Annotated in this window: 15 protein-coding genes; 6 read left to right on the top strand and 9 right to left on the bottom strand. The window is 55.2% G+C overall.

Annotation, left to right across the window (positions count from 1 at the left end; genetic code table 11):
* Positions 1 to 90 precede the first annotated feature (90 nt).
* Positions 91 to 2,418 (bottom strand): FdhF/YdeP family oxidoreductase, encoded by a 2,328-nt coding sequence (locus PAG01S_RS18135; protein WP_062759518.1) that lies wholly within the window; start codon positions 2,416 to 2,418, stop codon positions 91 to 93.
* 267 nt (positions 2,419 to 2,685) lie between these two features.
* On the opposite strand from PAG01S_RS18135, the gene PAG01S_RS18130 reads away from it, so the two are divergent.
* The gene (locus PAG01S_RS18130; RefSeq protein WP_245006274.1) at positions 2,686 to 3,216 is read left to right on the top strand and encodes a cyclophilin-like fold protein; all 531 of its coding nucleotides are present in this window, start codon (positions 2,686 to 2,688) and stop codon (positions 3,214 to 3,216) included.
* Positions 3,217 to 3,389: 173 nt separating this feature from the next.
* Here PAG01S_RS18130 and yajD read toward each other — a convergent pair whose 3' ends face one another.
* Both yajD and PAG01S_RS18120 read right to left on the bottom strand, forming a co-directional pair.
* Positions 3,390 to 3,737, bottom strand: a complete 348-nt coding sequence (yajD, locus tag PAG01S_RS18125; RefSeq protein ID WP_003850685.1) for an HNH nuclease YajD — start codon at positions 3,735 to 3,737, stop codon at positions 3,390 to 3,392.
* Positions 3,738 to 3,857: 120 nt separating this feature from the next.
* Positions 3,858 to 4,139: a helix-turn-helix domain-containing protein gene (locus PAG01S_RS18120; RefSeq protein WP_170933490.1), complete on the bottom strand. Its 282-nt coding sequence runs from the start codon at positions 4,137 to 4,139 to the stop codon at positions 3,858 to 3,860.
* A gap of 254 nt (positions 4,140 to 4,393) precedes the next feature.
* Here PAG01S_RS18120 and PAG01S_RS18115 point away from each other — a divergent pair, with 254 nt between their 5' ends.
* Positions 4,394 to 7,498: an efflux RND transporter permease subunit gene (locus PAG01S_RS18115; RefSeq protein WP_045139847.1), complete on the top strand. Its 3,105-nt coding sequence runs from the start codon at positions 4,394 to 4,396 to the stop codon at positions 7,496 to 7,498.
* Positions 7,499 to 7,557: 59 nt separating this feature from the next.
* On the opposite strand, the gene PAG01S_RS18110 is transcribed toward PAG01S_RS18115, so the two are convergent.
* Complete coding sequence (locus PAG01S_RS18110) at positions 7,558 to 8,583, bottom strand: alpha/beta hydrolase (protein WP_062759517.1); 1,026 nt, start codon at positions 8,581 to 8,583, stop codon at positions 7,558 to 7,560.
* Between the two features lie 68 nt (positions 8,584 to 8,651).
* Entirely contained in the window at positions 8,652 to 9,776 is a 1,125-nt protein-coding gene (locus PAG01S_RS18105) for an MFS transporter (RefSeq protein ID WP_081114162.1), read from the bottom strand.
* Positions 9,777 to 9,978: 202 nt separating this feature from the next.
* Here PAG01S_RS18105 and PAG01S_RS18100 point away from each other — a divergent pair, with 202 nt between their 5' ends.
* Positions 9,979 to 10,875, top strand: a complete 897-nt coding sequence (locus PAG01S_RS18100) for a LysR family transcriptional regulator (RefSeq protein ID WP_062759515.1) — start codon at positions 9,979 to 9,981, stop codon at positions 10,873 to 10,875.
* A 63-nt stretch (positions 10,876 to 10,938) separates the two neighbouring features.
* Here the strand turns inward: PAG01S_RS18100 and PAG01S_RS21955 are convergent, their stop codons facing one another.
* Entirely contained in the window at positions 10,939 to 11,115 is a 177-nt protein-coding gene (locus PAG01S_RS21955) for a con-10 family general stress protein (RefSeq protein ID WP_010257023.1), read from the bottom strand.
* Between the two features lie 124 nt (positions 11,116 to 11,239).
* On the opposite strand from PAG01S_RS21955, the gene PAG01S_RS18095 reads away from it, so the two are divergent.
* Positions 11,240 to 11,425, top strand: coding sequence for a hypothetical protein (locus tag PAG01S_RS18095; RefSeq protein WP_245006275.1), 186 nt, complete (start codon positions 11,240 to 11,242; stop codon positions 11,423 to 11,425).
* A gap of 44 nt (positions 11,426 to 11,469) precedes the next feature.
* On the opposite strand, the gene PAG01S_RS18090 is transcribed toward PAG01S_RS18095, so the two are convergent.
* Both PAG01S_RS18090 and PAG01S_RS18085 read right to left on the bottom strand, forming a co-directional pair.
* Entirely contained in the window at positions 11,470 to 11,757 is a 288-nt protein-coding gene (locus PAG01S_RS18090) for a type II toxin-antitoxin system RelE family toxin (RefSeq protein WP_010257030.1), read from the bottom strand.
* Positions 11,757 to 11,996, bottom strand: coding sequence for a type II toxin-antitoxin system RelB/DinJ family antitoxin (locus tag PAG01S_RS18085; RefSeq protein ID WP_062759514.1), 240 nt, complete (start codon positions 11,994 to 11,996; stop codon positions 11,757 to 11,759). The genes PAG01S_RS18090 and PAG01S_RS18085 overlap by 1 nt, the downstream gene beginning before the upstream one ends.
* Positions 11,997 to 12,355: 359 nt before the next feature.
* Here PAG01S_RS18085 and PAG01S_RS18080 point away from each other — a divergent pair, with 359 nt between their 5' ends.
* Entirely contained in the window at positions 12,356 to 14,329 is a 1,974-nt protein-coding gene (locus tag PAG01S_RS18080; RefSeq protein WP_062759513.1) for a methyl-accepting chemotaxis protein, read from the top strand.
* Between the two features lie 104 nt (positions 14,330 to 14,433).
* Positions 14,434 to 15,450 carry an NADPH-dependent aldehyde reductase Ahr gene (ahr, locus tag PAG01S_RS18075; protein ID WP_010257039.1) on the top strand — a complete coding sequence of 339 codons (1,017 nt, stop codon included), beginning with the start codon at positions 14,434 to 14,436 and terminating at the stop codon, positions 15,448 to 15,450.
* A 49-nt stretch (positions 15,451 to 15,499) separates the two neighbouring features.
* Here ahr and PAG01S_RS18070 read toward each other — a convergent pair whose 3' ends face one another.
* The gene (locus PAG01S_RS18070; RefSeq protein WP_062759512.1) at positions 15,500 to 16,168 is read right to left on the bottom strand and encodes a DUF2268 domain-containing putative Zn-dependent protease; all 669 of its coding nucleotides are present in this window, start codon (positions 16,166 to 16,168) and stop codon (positions 15,500 to 15,502) included.
* Between the last annotated feature and the right edge of the window lie 71 nt (positions 16,169 to 16,239).

The following is a 16,239-nucleotide window of genomic DNA, read 5'->3' as shown; positions in this document are numbered from 1 at the left end:
AGGATCGATAAAACTTCAGGGCGCAACAATGAGAACAGCGTGACCGGAGCACCGGCCACGCTGGCAACATTCACGTATTGAGACGCCTGACTAGCGTAAAACGCTTGAGGTCGTCCGGGTCTCGTCAGTGACACGTTTCATGGATATCGGAATACTTTTATAGGCGGGAATGCCGCTTTTGGTATCGTGGCTGTCGAGCGGAACCATCACATTGGCTTCGGGATAGTAAGCGCCGACCGAACCTGGGGCCATATCAATAATCACGATGGTCAGGTTTTTCATCTGGCGCGAGGTGGGATTGCCATCCGGGTCCAGCGCCATCAGATCGACACGGTCACCGACCCGTAACTGTCGCTTCTCCGCCTCTTCTGCATTGATAAACAGCACATCGCGGCGGCCTGTCACGCCACGATAGCGGTCATTCAGCCCGTAAAGCGTGGTGTTGTACTGATCGTGACTGCGCAGGGTAGTGAGCACCAGATCATGGCACTTCAGCGAGCGGGGATCTTCATTGATGCCCTGCATCACTTTAAACTGCGCACGGCCAGATGGCGTCAGCCATACGCGCTCTGAGGCGGCATTATAGAGCCGGAAACCTCCCGGATGCTTAATCCTCTCATTGAAGTTTTCAAACGCCGGGAACACCGCTTCAATGGCATCGCGGATGCGGCTGTAATCGGCTGCCATGGCCGACCAGTCAACCACGCTGTCCGGCAGCGTTGCCTTCGCCAGTGAGGCGACCAGCGCCGGTTCAGACTTCAGATGGGGTGAGGCGGGATCCAGCGAACCGCGTGAGGCATGCACCATCGACATCGAATCTTCCACGGTGACGCTCTGCGCGCCGGTTGCCTGAACATCGGTCTCTGTTCGGCCCAGCACCGGCAGCAGATAATTATGTTTACCCAGTAACAGGTGCGAGCGGTTCAGTTTGGTCGCCATATGCACCACCAGATCAAGATTGCGCATCGCCGGGAATGTGACCTGGGGATCGGAAATCGCTTCCGCCAGGTTGCCGCCCAGACACAGCAACGCTTTGGCTTTGCCGTCGCGCATCGCCTTTATTGCCTCAATGGCGCCGTGACCATGCTTCTGCGGCGGGCGGAAACCAAACACCCTCTCTATGCCATCCAGCAGCGACTGCGGCGGGATCTCTGTGATGCCCACTGTGCGATCGCCCTGCACATTGGAGTGACCGCGTAACGGACAGATACCTGCACCCGGCTTGCCGATATTGCCGCGCATCAGCAGCAGGTTAGCGATTTGCTGCACGTTCTGAGTGCCGTACTGGTGCTGAGTAATTCCCATGCCATAACAGATGATGGTACGTTCAGCGCTGGCGTAGAGCCGGGCGATATGCTGGATCTCCTCACGGGCCATGCCCGAGACTTTCAGGATATGCTCCCAGTCCGTGCTCTCCAGGTCGGCTTTCAGGGCGTCAAAGCCTTCAGTGTGCTCAGTAATGAATGCTTCATCAATGACGCCGGGTTCGCCTTTGCTCAGCGCCTCCTCGTGCATAGTGAGAAGGATCTTCATCACCCCTTTCAGCATCGCTGCGTCACCGCCCACCCTGACCTTGTAGTAGGTCGATGCCAGTTCAGTGGAGCTCATTGACAGCATCTCAATCGGGCTCTGCGGCGAAGTAAAACGCTCCAGGCCACGTTCACGCAGCGGGTTGATCGCCACAATAGTGGCACCGCGTTTCGACACTTCCCGTAGCGTGCCCAGCATGCGCGGATGGTTGGTACCTGGGTTGTGGCCGATACAAAGGACCAGGTCGCAGTGATCAAAATCTTCCAGCTCTACCGTCCCTTTGCCGACGCCAATTGACTCCGGAAGCCCGACACTGGTCGGTTCATGGCACATGTTTGAGCAGTCAGGGAAGTTATTGGTGCCATATTCGCGGGCGAAAAGTTGCCACAGAAACGCCGCTTCATTGGAGGCGCGTCCCGAAGTATAAAACTCTACGCTGTCCGGATCGTCGTAGCTGCGCAGATGTTCTCCAATCTCCCGGAATGCCGTCTCCCATTCGATGGGCTGATAGGTATCTGTAGCGGCATCGTACTTCATCGGATGGGTCAGGCGGCCTTCGCCCTCCAGATGCAGTGCGCTGCGCTCCCACAGCTCAGTCACGGTATGAGCGGCAAAAAATTCCGGTGTGGTGCGTTTGCTGGTGGCTTCCCAGGAGACGGCTTTTGCGCCGTTTTCGCAGAACTCAAAAGATGAGGCATGTTGCGGGTCGGGCCAGGCGCAGCCCGGACAGTCAAAGCCCTGCGGCTGGTTGACTTTAAACAGGGCGATCACATCCTGTTTCACTGACATCTGGCCGCGGATAGCATCGGCAACCGCCTTCAATGCCCCCCATCCTCCGGCGGCACCCCCATAAGGAGCGATGCCATTTGTGCGATTTTGCTCTTTCATAATGCTCCACATTGTCTCTGTTGTTATTTGTTAAGCCTGGTACAGAAATAGTTGCAACAACGTGGAAACTGGCTGTTATTCAGGGAAAATATTTCTCAAAATGTTTCGACAGTCCGAAACGTAAGCCGCAAATCAGTTCAGCACATCAGATGAAGCGCAGCGCATCCGGGCTGTTGCAGAATAAGCGGCGCGCGAGTTCCGCCGACAGGGTGATGGTGCAGCGAAAGGGTGAAGGATAAATCTTTACCATCAGATAACGGCGGGTAAGTGAGCCAGTTTATTCAGGGCTGGACGGCGATCGCAGTAACGCACTCCATGTCTGAACAGATGCGCCATAATCCGGAGAGCAACCTTATGAAAAGAGCCTTACTTTTTCTGATCTTACTTTCCACCTATAGTCTGATACCCGCTAAAGCCAGTGGCCCGGTTCGGGCAGGAGAGCTGCGTCCCATGAAGATTATTATGACGATCAACCATCAGTCGTATGAGATTGCGCTGGCGGATAACGCCACCGCGGAAGCATTTGTACAGCAACTCCCGCTGACCATGACGATGGAGGAGCTGAACGGCAATGAGAAGTTTGCAGACCTGCCTGCTGCTCTTAATAGCGATCCGCATAAACCCGGCACGATCCAGCAGGGCGATGTGATGCTGTATGGCAATAAGACGCTGGTTCTTTTTTACGAGACATTCCAGAGCTCCTATAGCTACACGCCAATAGGAAAGGTGCTGTCGACAGATAGCCTCAAAAAGCGTGTCGGTGAGGGGGGGATTGACGTACGGTTCTCCCGGCCATAACTGATATCAAAATCTGAAATAACCGGCTGGTAAAGGATTCATATCGCGCTGAGTCTGGCCAAGGTGGCATCTGGCATGACGGACTACGTTATGTTCTGGCCGCGGCCAGACATTGTGATTCTCTTCGGGAAGCGACACTGTCAGGCAGGTCGGCCAGCCTGACAGTTCAGCCATTACTTCTTCTTATTCAGCATCGACTTCAGGTCAGCAAAGGGATTGTAGGTGGCCTCACCAACATCTTTTTGTGCGTCCTCGCCAGCCACTACACGGGTGCCATACTGGTCAGCCTCGGTGTACTTTGAGTGCTCGTGGTCATGACAATAGAGACACAACAACTCCCAGTTACTGCCATCTTCCGGGTTGTTGGTGTGGTCGTGATCGATATGGTGAACCGTCAGTTCGCGCAGGTTTGAATAAACAAACTCGCGTGAGCAGCGTCCACACACCCACGGATAGATTTTAAGTGCTTTCTCACGGTAGCCGCTTTCCAGCCGCGTATAGTTTTTAGGGATCAAAGCCATTGCCGGGATAACCTGTTATGCAGAGAAAATTTCACGATAGTGATGCCAATATATCCCATAACGGAACAGAAGAAGAAATCATCGTGTTCCGCGGGACGGCAGGCTTTAAAATCCAGAGGGTTAGATGAAAATCAGCGTAGCCGCCTTTACGCCACATGCTCTCGCGTATTTAGAAAGATTCTCCACGCTGGCTGACGTAATGTTTTTTTCCATACGTGAGAGCGTGGAGGGGGCGATACCCATTCTGGCTGCGACATCAGCACTATTTAATCCTGCATGACTGCGCCACTCGGCTAACAAGGCCTGTAGTCGCTCCTTGCGCGCTTCAGCTTCATAGGCTGCCTGAAAATCATCTCTTTGCATCAGTCTGGCTTTCATCTCAGCCAGGGTTTTATGCGCCATTGAGCATCTCCTGAAGTCTGCGACAAGAGCGGCGATTTTACAGTGCTTACTGGAGCAGTCCAGAGACTCAAACTCGCGCCAGCACCAAACAGATTAATCAACAGAAGAGCGCCAGAATATCGCCGCACTCAGCCAGCCTTAAGAAAAGATCACGTCAGGATGTTCAGCCTGAGGTTACACCCTATAATCAACGCTGTTTGTTAGCCTGCAGGAATGCAGGTTTTGCACCCGCCCAAAAGGAAGAGATCCCGCTGATGTTTTCTCGTTTTTTTATTTATCGTCCCGTTTTTGCATGGGTTGTTGCCATTTTAATCATGCTGCTTGGCGCGCTCTCCATTACCCTGTTGCCGGTTGAACAATATCCCGATGTTGCGCCGCCTTCGGTGAATATCAGCGCAACGTACACCGGTGCTTCTGCGGAGACGCTGGAGAACAGCGTCACGCAGGTGATCGAGCAGCAGCTTACCGGGCTGGATAATCTGCTCTATTTTACCTCCAGCAGCAGTTCACAGGGGAATGTGTCGGTTACCGTCACCTTCAGTCAGGGCACCGATCCGGACACGGCTCAGGTGCAGGTGCAGAACAAGGTGCAGCAGGCGCTCTCCCGTCTGCCCAGCGAAGTGCAGCAGCTTGGTGTTACCGTCACCAAATCGCAGTCAAACTTCCTGCTGGTGATGGGGTTGTATGACACCACGGGCAAAAGCAACAGCACGGATATCGGTGACTGGCTGGTCAGTAATATGCAGGAGCCGCTGGCCAGGACCGAAGGGGTCGGTGACATCCAGGTGTTCGGCGGTCAGTACGCGATGCGCATCTGGCTCGATCCCTTCAAACTAAACTCCTTTGCGTTGCAGCCCTCCGATGTGTCGGCGGCGATACGCTCGCAGAACATTCAGGTTTCAGCCGGTAAAATCGGCGGCCTGCCATCGCCTGATAATCAGCAGCTCACCGCCACGGTCAGAGCGCAGTCGCGACTGCAAACGCCAGAGCAGTTCCGAAACATCATCGTCAAAAGCGACAAAAGCGGTGCCATCGTGCGTGTGGGTGATGTGGCGCGGGTGGAGCTGGGCGGCGAATCCTATGACATGACCACCCGACTCAACGGGCATCCTGCGGCGGGTGTCGGTGTGATGCTGGCGCCGGGCGCGAATGCGCTGGCCACCGCGACGCTGGTGAAAAACAAAGTTGAAGAGTATCGCCACTCAATGCCGGAAGGTTATGAGGTGGCTTATGCGCTCGACAGCACTGACTTCATCAAAATCTCCGTTGAGGATGTGGTGATCACCCTGATCGAAGCGATCGCGCTGGTGGTAGTGGTGATGTACCTGTTCCTGCAGAATATCCGTGCGACGCTGATCCCGGCGCTGGCGGTGCCGGTGGTACTGCTCGGCACCTTTGGCGTACTGGCGCTGTGCGGCTACACCATCAATACCCTGACGCTGTTTGCTATGGTGCTGGCCATCGGGCTGCTGGTGGATGATGCCATCGTGGTCGTCGAAAACGTCGAACGCATTATGCATGACGAAGGTCTGCCGGCGCGTGAGGCAACGGAAAAGTCGATGAAAGAGATCTCCGGCGCGCTGGTGGCTATCGCGCTGGTGCTCTCCGCGGTATTTCTGCCCATGGCCTTTTTCGCCGGGTCGACCGGTGTGATTTACCGGCAGTTCTCCATCACCATCATCGCCGCCATGACCTTCTCCGTGGTGGTGGCACTGACCCTGACGCCTGCACTGTGTGGCATGTTGCTGCGGCCGACCTCACCCCATCGTAAAGGCTTCTTTGGCGGTTTTAACCGCTTTTATGCCGCCACCGAGCGCCAGTATCGTCACAAAGTGGTGAGCACTCTGCGCCGTCCGCTGATCATGGTATCGCTTTATGCGGCAATGGGCGTTGTGCTGTTTGTGATGTTTACCCGCTTGCCGGGTAGTTTCCTGCCGACTGAAGATCAGGGCAGCATCATGCTTCAGGCGACATTGCCAGCGGGTGCTACGGCCAGCCGTACTGAGGCAGTCAATCAGCAGATAGTTGACTGGTTCCTGACCGAAGAGAAACAGAATATTGATGTGGTCTTCACCATCAACGGTTTTAACTTCAGCGGTGCTGCGCAGAATGCCGGTATGGCGTTTATCAAGCTTAAGAACTGGGATCAGCGACCGGGTAGTGAAAACTCTGCCGAAGCGATTGCCGGGCGCGCCACCTACGCGCTGGCGTCGATTCGGGATGCGCAGATCTTTGCGCTGACGCCGCCGTCGGTGCCGGGTCTGGGACAGAACAACGGTTTTACTTATGAGCTGCTGGCCAGCGGTGGCACCACGCGTGAGCAACTGGGCAACCTGCGCGATCAGCTCTTACAAAGCGCAGCGCAAAGCCCGGAACTGCTCGGCGTGCGGGCCAATATCCTGCCGCAAACGCCGCAGTTGCAGGTCGATATTGATACCAGCAAAGCGGTGGCACTGGGACTGCAGCTGGATGACGTGACCGATACGCTGACCAGCGCCTGGGGCGGTGCCTATATCAATGACTTCATCGACCGGGGTCGGGTAAAGCGGGTCTATGTGCAGGGCGACGGTCAGTATCGTTCATCACCTTCTGATCTGGATAAATGGTACATCCGTAACAGTGAGGGCACCATGACGCCATTCTCGGCGTTTGCCTCGACCCGATGGACCATGGGACCCGAAAGCCTTAACCGCTACAACGGCTCTGCCTCCTACGAAATACAGGGGCAGAACGCCGAAGGGTTCAGCTCCGGCGATGCCATGAACACCATTGAGCGACTGGCCAATGAACTCCCGGCAGGGACCACAGGGGCATGGAGCGGTCTTTCGCTGCAGGAGAAGCAGGCGGGCGGGCAGTCAACCACGCTGTATGCGATCTCGATTCTGGTGGTGTTCCTCTGTCTTGCTGCGCTGTATGAGAGCTGGTCGGTGCCTTTCTCCGTGCTGTTAGCGGTGCCGCTCGGCGTGCTGGGTACCGTGCTGGCGGTGGCACTGCGCGGATTAAGCAACGATATCTACTTCCAGGTGGCGTTGCTGACCACGGTCGGACTCACCTCCAAAAACGCGATACTGATCATCGAATTTGCGGAGGATGCGGTTCGTCGGGGAAGTTCGCTGAGCGCGGCTGCGTTGCAGGCAGCGCGAACCCGTCTGCGGCCAATTATGATGACGTCGCTGGCCTTTATCGCCGGGGTGATCCCGCTGGCGGTGGCGACGGGCGCCGGTGCTAACAGCCGCATCGCCATCGGCACCGGTATCATCGGCGGTACGCTGGCAGGCACGGTACTGGCGCTGTTCTTTGTTCCGCTCTTCTTTGTGCTGGTGAAGCACTACCTGACCCGCCATCGCAAAGGCCAATAACGCAGAAAGCCCGTCTGCAGGCGGCTGCAGACGGGCTGGAGTCAATGATCAGCGGAAGATTACAAATGCTGTTTAAAGAAGGCGGTCAGCTTCGCAAACGGGATCAGGTCAGTGCGGTCATAAAGGTCCACATGGCCTGCATCAGGCACGATATAGAGCTCTTTGGGCTGTGCCGCACGCTGGAACGCATCTTCGCTGAACTCGCGTGAATGCGCTTTATCACCCGTGATGAAGAGCATCGGGCGCGGTGAGATGGTCTCAATGTCATTAAACGGATAGAAGTTCATGAATTTCACGTTGCTGGTGAGCGTCGGGTGCGTGGTCAGCGCAGCTGAACTGTTTTTCGGTGTGAACTCACCGCGAGGCGTCCGGTAAAAATCATAGAACTCTTTGGCTATCGGAGGCGAATCAGCATCGATTTTATGTGGTGTACCACTGGTGTACTCAGTTTTACCCCCGGTGAACTCTACATAGCGTTGCTGTGCCGCCGCTTCAATGATTTGCTTGCGCTGCGCCAGTGTCTGGCTTTTATTCAGCGCATTACGGTTGGCTGACCCCATGTCATACATGCTGACGGTAGCAATGGCTTTCATGCGGGGATCAATCTTCGCTGCGCTGATGACAAAACTGCCACTGCCACAGATACCCAGCACACCAATCCTGTCGCGATCGACAAATTCGCGGGTACCCAGGTAATCCACGGCGGCGCTGAAGTCTTCGGCATAGATATCCGGAGAGACCGCGTTGCGTGGCTGGCCTTCACTTTCGCCCCAGAATGAAAGATCAATTGCCAGGGTAACAAATCCCTGCTCAGCCATTTTCTGCGCATAGAGGCTGGCGCTCTGCTCTTTGACTGCGCCCATCGGATGACCTACCACAATTGCCGGAAGGCGCACCGTTTTACCGGCCTCTTTCGGTCTGTACAGCGTGCCGGTCACACCCATCTGATACTGGTTTTTAAAGGTGACTTTCTCGCGGGTGACTTTCTCGCTTTGATAAAAGTTATCGGCGCCGCGTGACATATCGGCAGCGCTGGCCGCAAATGAACTGATCAACAGTCCAAACATCAGGGTTAATGCTCTCATAAGAAGATCCTTATCGGGGTTGACGACATGAGGGCAACGGGTTGCCCGGTTAAACAACACATCTGCTATCAGGCAGCGCTTTCCTTACGGGCGGTGATCATCGCCAGTCCGGCGGCAGTGACCAGTAATGTGGCGCTGATGGCAAAGGTGGTCTGCCAGCCTGCATGGTCAAAGGCCAGGCCACCCAGCGTCGACCCCAAAGCAATCGACAGCTGTACGATGGCCACCATTAATCCGCCACCGGTCTCGGCATTATCCGGAAAGGTTCTGGCGATCCAGGCCCACCATCCGGTTGGTGCCGCTGTTGCCACCAGTCCCCAGATGCCAAGCAGTGGCGCCACCAGCCACAGGTGATGACCAAACACCATGAGCAGCACCGCAACCAGCGCCATAATCAACGGGATGATCATCAGGGTCAGATAGAATCCGCGCTGCAAAACAGCACTGATAATCAGCGTGCCGATAAAGCCGGCGACACCAATGGTCAGCAGCACCAGCGACAGCGCAGAAACGTCAACCTGCGTCACGGTTTCCAGAAACGGACGGAGATAGGTAAACAGGGTGAACTGGCCCATAAAGAGCAGGCCGCAGGCGGTCATACCCACCGTAACCAGCGGCGAACGCAGCAGCTGCAGAATTTTTCCGCTGCGCTGCCGGGCCGAGTTGACCGGCATCGATGGCAGCGTGAACGCCTGCCAGATCAGGGCGATCAAGGCTACCGGCACCAGGCTGAAAAAAGCCCCGCGCCAGCCAATGACAGAACCGAGATAGCTGCCCAGCGGTGCAGCGATAACCGTCGCCAGCGCATTGCCGCCGTTGAAAATGGCCAGCGCGCGCGGCACCTGCCCGGTGGGGACCAGCCGGATAGCGACCGCCGCTGACATCGACCAGAAACCGCCAATCACCACGCCAATCAATGCCCGGCCAGTCATGTAAGTCAGATAGTTGGGTGCCATCGCCACCATCAATCCGGATAGTGCCATTACCAGCGTGAGCGCCAGCAACAGAATTTTGCGGTCGAGGTTCCCTGCGATGCGGGTTATTGAGAGGCTGGTGATCACTGCCAGTGCGCCGGAGATAGCGATGCCCTGTCCGACCAGACCTTCGCTGACCGCCAGATCTTGTGATAACGGCGATAACAGGCTGACCGGCATGAATTCAGAGGCGATGAGCGCGAATACACACAACGTCATTGCCCATACACCACCCCAGTGCGCTTCTTTATGCCGGGGGGAACAGTCAGTTGTTTCCGTGGAAGTCATGTTGTGTCCTGTTTCATTGTTTGCGGTGCTGATGAACTCAGGAAATTTTACTGTTTCGCTTTATATTGACTAGCTAATGAATCCTTAATGGGGTTATAACCAGAACTTATAAATCTATCGGCGGGAGTGCAGTATGAAGCGCAACATGAATGACCTGCAGGCTTTTATTACCGTGGCGCGTGAGGGCAGCTTTACCCGCGCGGCAGCGCTGCTGGGCGTGACGCAGCCTGCATTGAGTCAGACCATTACCGCGCTGGAAAACCGGATGGAGATTCGGCTGCTTACCCGCACGACCCGTAACGTCTCACCGACCGCGGCGGGTGAACGGTTAATCCAGGCGATTGGCAACCGATTCGATGAAATTGAGGCGGAACTGGATATGCTGACCGCGATGCGGGACAAGCCAGCCGGCACGGTACGGATCACCTGCGGGCCGCATATTCTTAGCTCGCTCCTGATGCCAAAGCTGGCGCCATTGCTGGCGGCTTATCCTGATATCCGGCTTGAGTTCGATGCTAATCATGGCTTACGCAATATCGTGGCCGACCGATTTGATGCAGGGGTCAGGATGGGGGACACCATTGATAAAGACATGGTAGCGATGCCGATAAGCCCGCCATTACGGATGGCTGCGGTGGCCACGCCCGACTACTTTCGGCGTCATGCTGCGCCGCAGGTTCCACAGGATCTACTGCATCACAACTGCATTAACATGCGGCAGGCGACAGCGGGTGGGTTGTACGTCTGGGAGTTTGACGGTGAAGAGGGGCCGTTAAATGTACGGGTGGATGGACAGCTAACGTTCAACACTTCGGCACACATTGCAGAAGCGGCTCTCGCCGGGCTGGGGATCGCTTTCCTGCCTGAGCAGGAAGTCGCAGAAGGGCTGGAGCAGGGCACCTTGATCCGCGTGCTGGAGCGCTGGTGCGAGCCGTTTCCCGGCTATTACCTCTACTATCCCAGCCGCAAGCAACATTCACCCGCTTTTACCCTGGTCAGAGAGGCATTAAGGCTAAAAGAGGGGGCATGATGAACCTTATTGGAATAGATGCCATTCCATGGCGTAATACGTCCTAAAGCGCTTTATTCAGAATTACTTAGAAGGACGGCGACTAATTTTGCCTCCTTTCCGACCGGCTTCCCTGGCTTTTTCAGGATCGTTTTTGAAATTGCCCCCACTGGCCTTGCCTCCTGCACTGCCAGCTTCACTCGCCCGTTCTGGATCGTTGGCAAAATTGCCGGCACCACCTCTGTATTTCTGTTGTGTCATAGGAAGACCTCATATCAATGTTCCATTAGATAAAAAGGACTAGCTAGTCACACCTGCAAGCATAGTCGCCCGCTTCGTTTATGCAAATGCACAGAATTAAAGTATTGATAAGACTGATTTTAATTTGTCGCAGGGTGATAGCTGGCAGCAGCTGGATGAGAAAATCACGTTCGCCGCGCAGGATGAACAGCAGGAAGCGAGGGAATCAATGGGCTACGGTTCCGGCGACACGCTGCCAGATTTACGCGACCTGCCTGCCGAAGCTCGGGAGCGCTGCGAACAGCACTGGAACCAGCAGAGTGACAGGTAAACAGGAATAGCGCCGCTTTGTTTGTTAGCGGTGAAGTCGCCTGTTTAAGAGAGACGCCTGGAAGCGGCAGAATAAACCTCTGAGCGCTCTCTTTTCCCGACAGCCACCACAAAAACCACCACCCGGTCATCAATAACCTGGTATACAAGTCGATAACCGGATGACTTTAGCTTGATCTTATAGCAGTCAGGTATCCCGCTGAGTTTGTTCGCCTCAATTCTGGGTGACTCAAGACACTCAGCCAGCTTCTTTTTAAGCTGTTCACGTACTGTCGGGCCCAGCTTGCGCCACTCTTTCAGTGCCCTCTGATCGAACTCCAGTTGCCAGGTCATTAAAGGTCATCCAGTGTGACCCGGACAGGCTCAGGGTATCGCAGGCGTTCTTTAACTATGTCTACTAACGCCGCATCTTCGTCACTGAGTAACGTTTGCTTAAAGGGAAGACGTTCATTATCTGCAATATATTCAAGCATCAGGCGCAGCGCATCAGAAGGAGTCACACCCATTTTTTCGAGCGCAGCATAGGATCGTGTCTTCAGGTCATCATCGATTCGAATGTTAATTGTGCCCATAGCGAGTTCCTTTGTATTTACACTTGACATTACAATTGTCGCACTGATGAGTCTGTATCGCAAACAGTAAACATCAGTCACCCGCACAGCCTTATATCTTCCCGATAAAATCACGCTAAAGCTTATTTTATGCTACGAAAATATAACATCTTCATCCATTAAACCAACTGCAGCAATCGTTAAAGGTTTTCCCGCCACTGGCGATAACCAACAGGCGTTGAGCGCGCCGATCATTGATGAACCCGGCACTCCGCGACGAGTTCTGAACGCGAACGGACCTGCTTTTAGCCCTCCTTTTATACACACCAGAAAGCGCTGATTTAAGCGCAAATTACTCAAATAAAAGCGAAAATAATAATATGTCGATCATTAAGACGATCAAAAGACACCTGCCTGTTGCCCGTCTTAGGCGTAGCAGTCAGCCTGCCAATGGCACCTACGATTGTCGTGCGTTGCCAGATTCACTGGCCTCCGTGGGTTTAAGCTCGCGGGCGGGCGGCATCCTGATGACCTTCGTTCCGCCTGAAGCCGATTTTCAGCGGGTCAGTCAGGCCTGGCAGCGATTCAATTCCGCCGACCTGACTGTGTTGACGCTCTCTTCCAACGGCGCGCTGAGCAGCAGCAGATCGCAAAGCACCTACTGTGATGGCAATGGCCCGGAGGGAAGCTACCTCTGGCTGCCGGATACACTGATCGCACGCCATGAGACGCATATTGTTGATCTGCATGTCGCCGACACGCAGACGGCCAGCCAGCGCATCACCGCCATCCAGCAGGAGCTGGCGCGCTTGCAGGTGCGGATGCCGCTCTCGGCCGATCGTACTTTCGCCATGATTTACTGCGACGGATTATCGGCATCCGAAGGCTTTCTGATGCAGGCCTGGTATAACAGCGGGCGCTTTCCCTGCCTGGCGATTGGCGGTTCTGCCGGGGGTAAAATCACCTTTGATGGCACCTGGATTGGTACAGGTGGCAAGGTGTTGCAGGGCAAGGCTGTGATTGTGTTCTGCCAGATGGCGCCAGGAAAATCATTTGCTCCTTTTAAAAGCCAGAACTTTACGCCACGCGATCAGAGCTGGCTGATTGCTGAAGCCGATCCGGTTGCGCGTACTGTGACGTCAGTATTTAACCGCCAGGGGCAGCAGCAATCGTTTGTTGCGGCGCTGTGTGAACATCTCAACTGCAACGAAGCGCAACTGAGCGAACGGCTGAAGGGACTCACTTTCGGCGTTAAAGTTGGCGGCGAGTACTTTATTCGCTCAATCGCCAAAATTGAATCGGGCGGCGTACACTTTTTCTGCGATCTTGAGTTTGGCGATCGACTGTTCCTGATGGAAGAGAAAGACTTTAAACAGACGACGCAGCAGGAGTGGCAGGCTTTTACCGCTCAGCATGGCAAACCCGCGGCGATCCTGATGAACGACTGTATCCTGCGCCGTGTCGGTAATGCCGATAAGCTGCATAATGCCCATTTCTTCAAAGGCATTGCCGCCGCCGGTTTTTCCAGCTTCGGCGAAATCCTGGGTGTGCCCATCAATCAGACGCTCTCCGCGCTGGTGTTCTTTAATCATGACGTCAAAGCGATGAGCCAGTTCCCGGTAGAGTACGCCGGCTACGCGGCACACTACGCGCAGCGAGCGTTGCGCCGCTGGGAAGCGCTGAACAGCATCCAGACGCGGGTGCTGGATCGGGTTATCACTTATCAGCAGGCGCTGACGCCGCTGATGGAGGCGCTGCCGGTGCTGGAAACAGCCACTCAGAGCCAGGGAGAAACCCTGAGCCTGGCAGAGAGCAGTATCCGTAACATCAGTAACATCGCCACCGAGAGTCAGCAGGCGCAGGGCCGGCTGGATGATGGTCTGGACGATCTGGAGAAAATTTCCAACGGCATCAATGAGATTACGCATGGCATCAGCAATATTGCTTTCCAGACCAACATCCTGGCGCTGAATGCCGCAGTAGAAGCGGCTCGTGCAGGCGAGGCTGGGCGGGGATTTGCTGTGGTCGCGGGCGAAGTTCGTCGTCTGGCGCACTCCTCAAAAGAGCAGGCTGAAGCTACGGCCAGTAACATCGGTGAGGCAGTCAGCACCATCTCACGTATCCGGCTGGTGGCCAGTGATTCGGCGCAGACCGCCGCCCAGATGGCAGAGCGCAGTATCAGTGCAGCCGATACGCTGGCGGCCATGAATCAACAGACGCGACATGAGCGCGCTGACATTGCGAAGCATCTCGGTAGCCTGCGTGAACTGACGCAGGGGATGGATGCGATGCAGGAAGCCGTCGCGCAGCTCAAGGTGTTACAAACTCTTTCCGGTGCGCAGGTTAAGGGCTGATTTATCAGCATAAAAGACAAAAAAGTGCGGTGTAAGCGTAACGACCAGGCAGGGCGGGCTTTCAGTTGTTACACTTGTCGGTGATTAACCACGCAGAGGTATGAATGAAAATTAAAAGTTATGCAGCCATGCAGGCTGGCCAGGCCCTTGAACTCTATGAGTACGATGCCGCCGAACTGGCAGCCGAAGAAGTCGAAGTCCAGGTCGAATATTGTGGCGTCTGCCACTCAGATCTGTCGATGATCGACAACGAGTGGGGCATCTCTCAGTTCCCGGTGATTGCAGGACATGAAGTTATTGGCCGGGTTTCAGCCCTGGGCGAAGCGGCTAAGAACAAAGGTCTTTCAGTCGGCCAGCGTGTAGGAATCGGCTGGACAGCAAAAAGCTGTCAGCACTGCGATGCCTGTATTAACGGCGAGCAGGTTAACTGTCAGCAGGGCAGCATCCCGACCATCATGAACAAAGGTGGTTTTGCCGAGAAGCTGCGTGCTGACTGGCAATGGGTTATTCCGCTGCCAGAAAAACTGGATGTGGCGAGCGCCGGTCCGCTGCTGTGTGGCGGTATCACCGTGTTTAAACCGCTGCTGATGAGCAACATCACGGCAACCAGCCGTGTGGGTGTGATTGGTATCGGCGGACTGGGCCATATCGCAATCAAGATCCTGCACGCGATGGGTGCCGAAGTGGTGGCATTCAGCTCAACGCCAGATAAGAAGCAGTCGATCCTGGATATGGGCGCGGATGAAGTGGTTAACAGCCGTGATCCAGAAGCTCTGAAAAAGCAGGCAGGCCGTTTTGACCTGATCCTGAGTACTGTGGCGGTCGACCTGGACTGGAAACCTTATTTCGCTGCGCTGGCACCTCAGGGTAAATTCCACACCGTGGGTGCCGTAATGAAGCCGATTGAAGTGAGTGCTTTTGATCTGATCCTGGGCGACAAAGCGGTGACCGGTTCATCAACCGGCTCACCAGGCCAGCTGCGTTCGCTGCTGCGACTCGCCTCGCGTGCGGATATTGCGCCACAGGTTGAGTTCTTCCCGATGTCTGACATCAATAAAGCGCTGGATCACGTTCGCGCCGGTAAAGCCAATTACCGTGTGGTTCTGAAAGCCGATTTCTGATGCGAATCTGAAATGACATGCCGCAGCCTGCTGCGGCATTTTTTTATCCTCAATTTGTCAGCAGTCCCTTAGCCAGCCCCGCGGCAATCACCTCATCGGCTGTCACGCTGAACCATTTCTCTGTAGCACATTCCGCGTTATCACGGCGCCATGCGGCAACCATCTGGTAGCCCAGCGTATAGCCATACCATCGGCGAAAGTCACCCGTGCCGAAGAACCAGGCAGAATGATCATAATGAGGACTTTGCAGCGTGGTCAGCGGCACTGGATTAGCCTGCAACTCGCTTAGCTCTATGGCTTGCTCCCAGGGCTCTGCTGCCGTTTTAAGCAGCCAGCAGACGAACTGACCCGCCAGACCTTCGCTGACCAGCGCTTCACCCAGCGTCCAGCCATATCCCGGCCCGCGCATTCGCAAACAGTGATGGACTTCATGCACGATATGCCGCACCAGCGTGCCATTTTCCAGCATCCCGGGCAGATTCGGATTTGCCAGGTCAATGGCCAGGCCGAACAGGGTGGGCCCGTAAGCCCGGCCTGCAAAACCGGTTTCAGGTATTACTGCCTCCGGCATGCACTGAACCAGAATATCCAGACGAGGGACACGTGTCACGGAGGAGAGGTGCTCGCAGGCGAGCTCAGCGGCCCTGACTATTGACGATTTATAAGGCCCAACATCACCCGATGCCTCCAGCCAGTGCAATTTCCATAAGTCGTTCACAAACTCTCCTGTCAAAGGTTGATAATCAGAACACAGGTCCGGGACCCGCCAGAGCTACTAATACCTTAACC

The sequence above is a fragment of the Pantoea agglomerans NBRC 102470 genome, assembly GCF_001598475.1.
Lineage (GTDB): Bacteria > Pseudomonadota > Gammaproteobacteria > Enterobacterales > Enterobacteriaceae > Pantoea > Pantoea agglomerans.
This window is presented reverse-complemented; position numbering and strand designations above follow the sequence as displayed.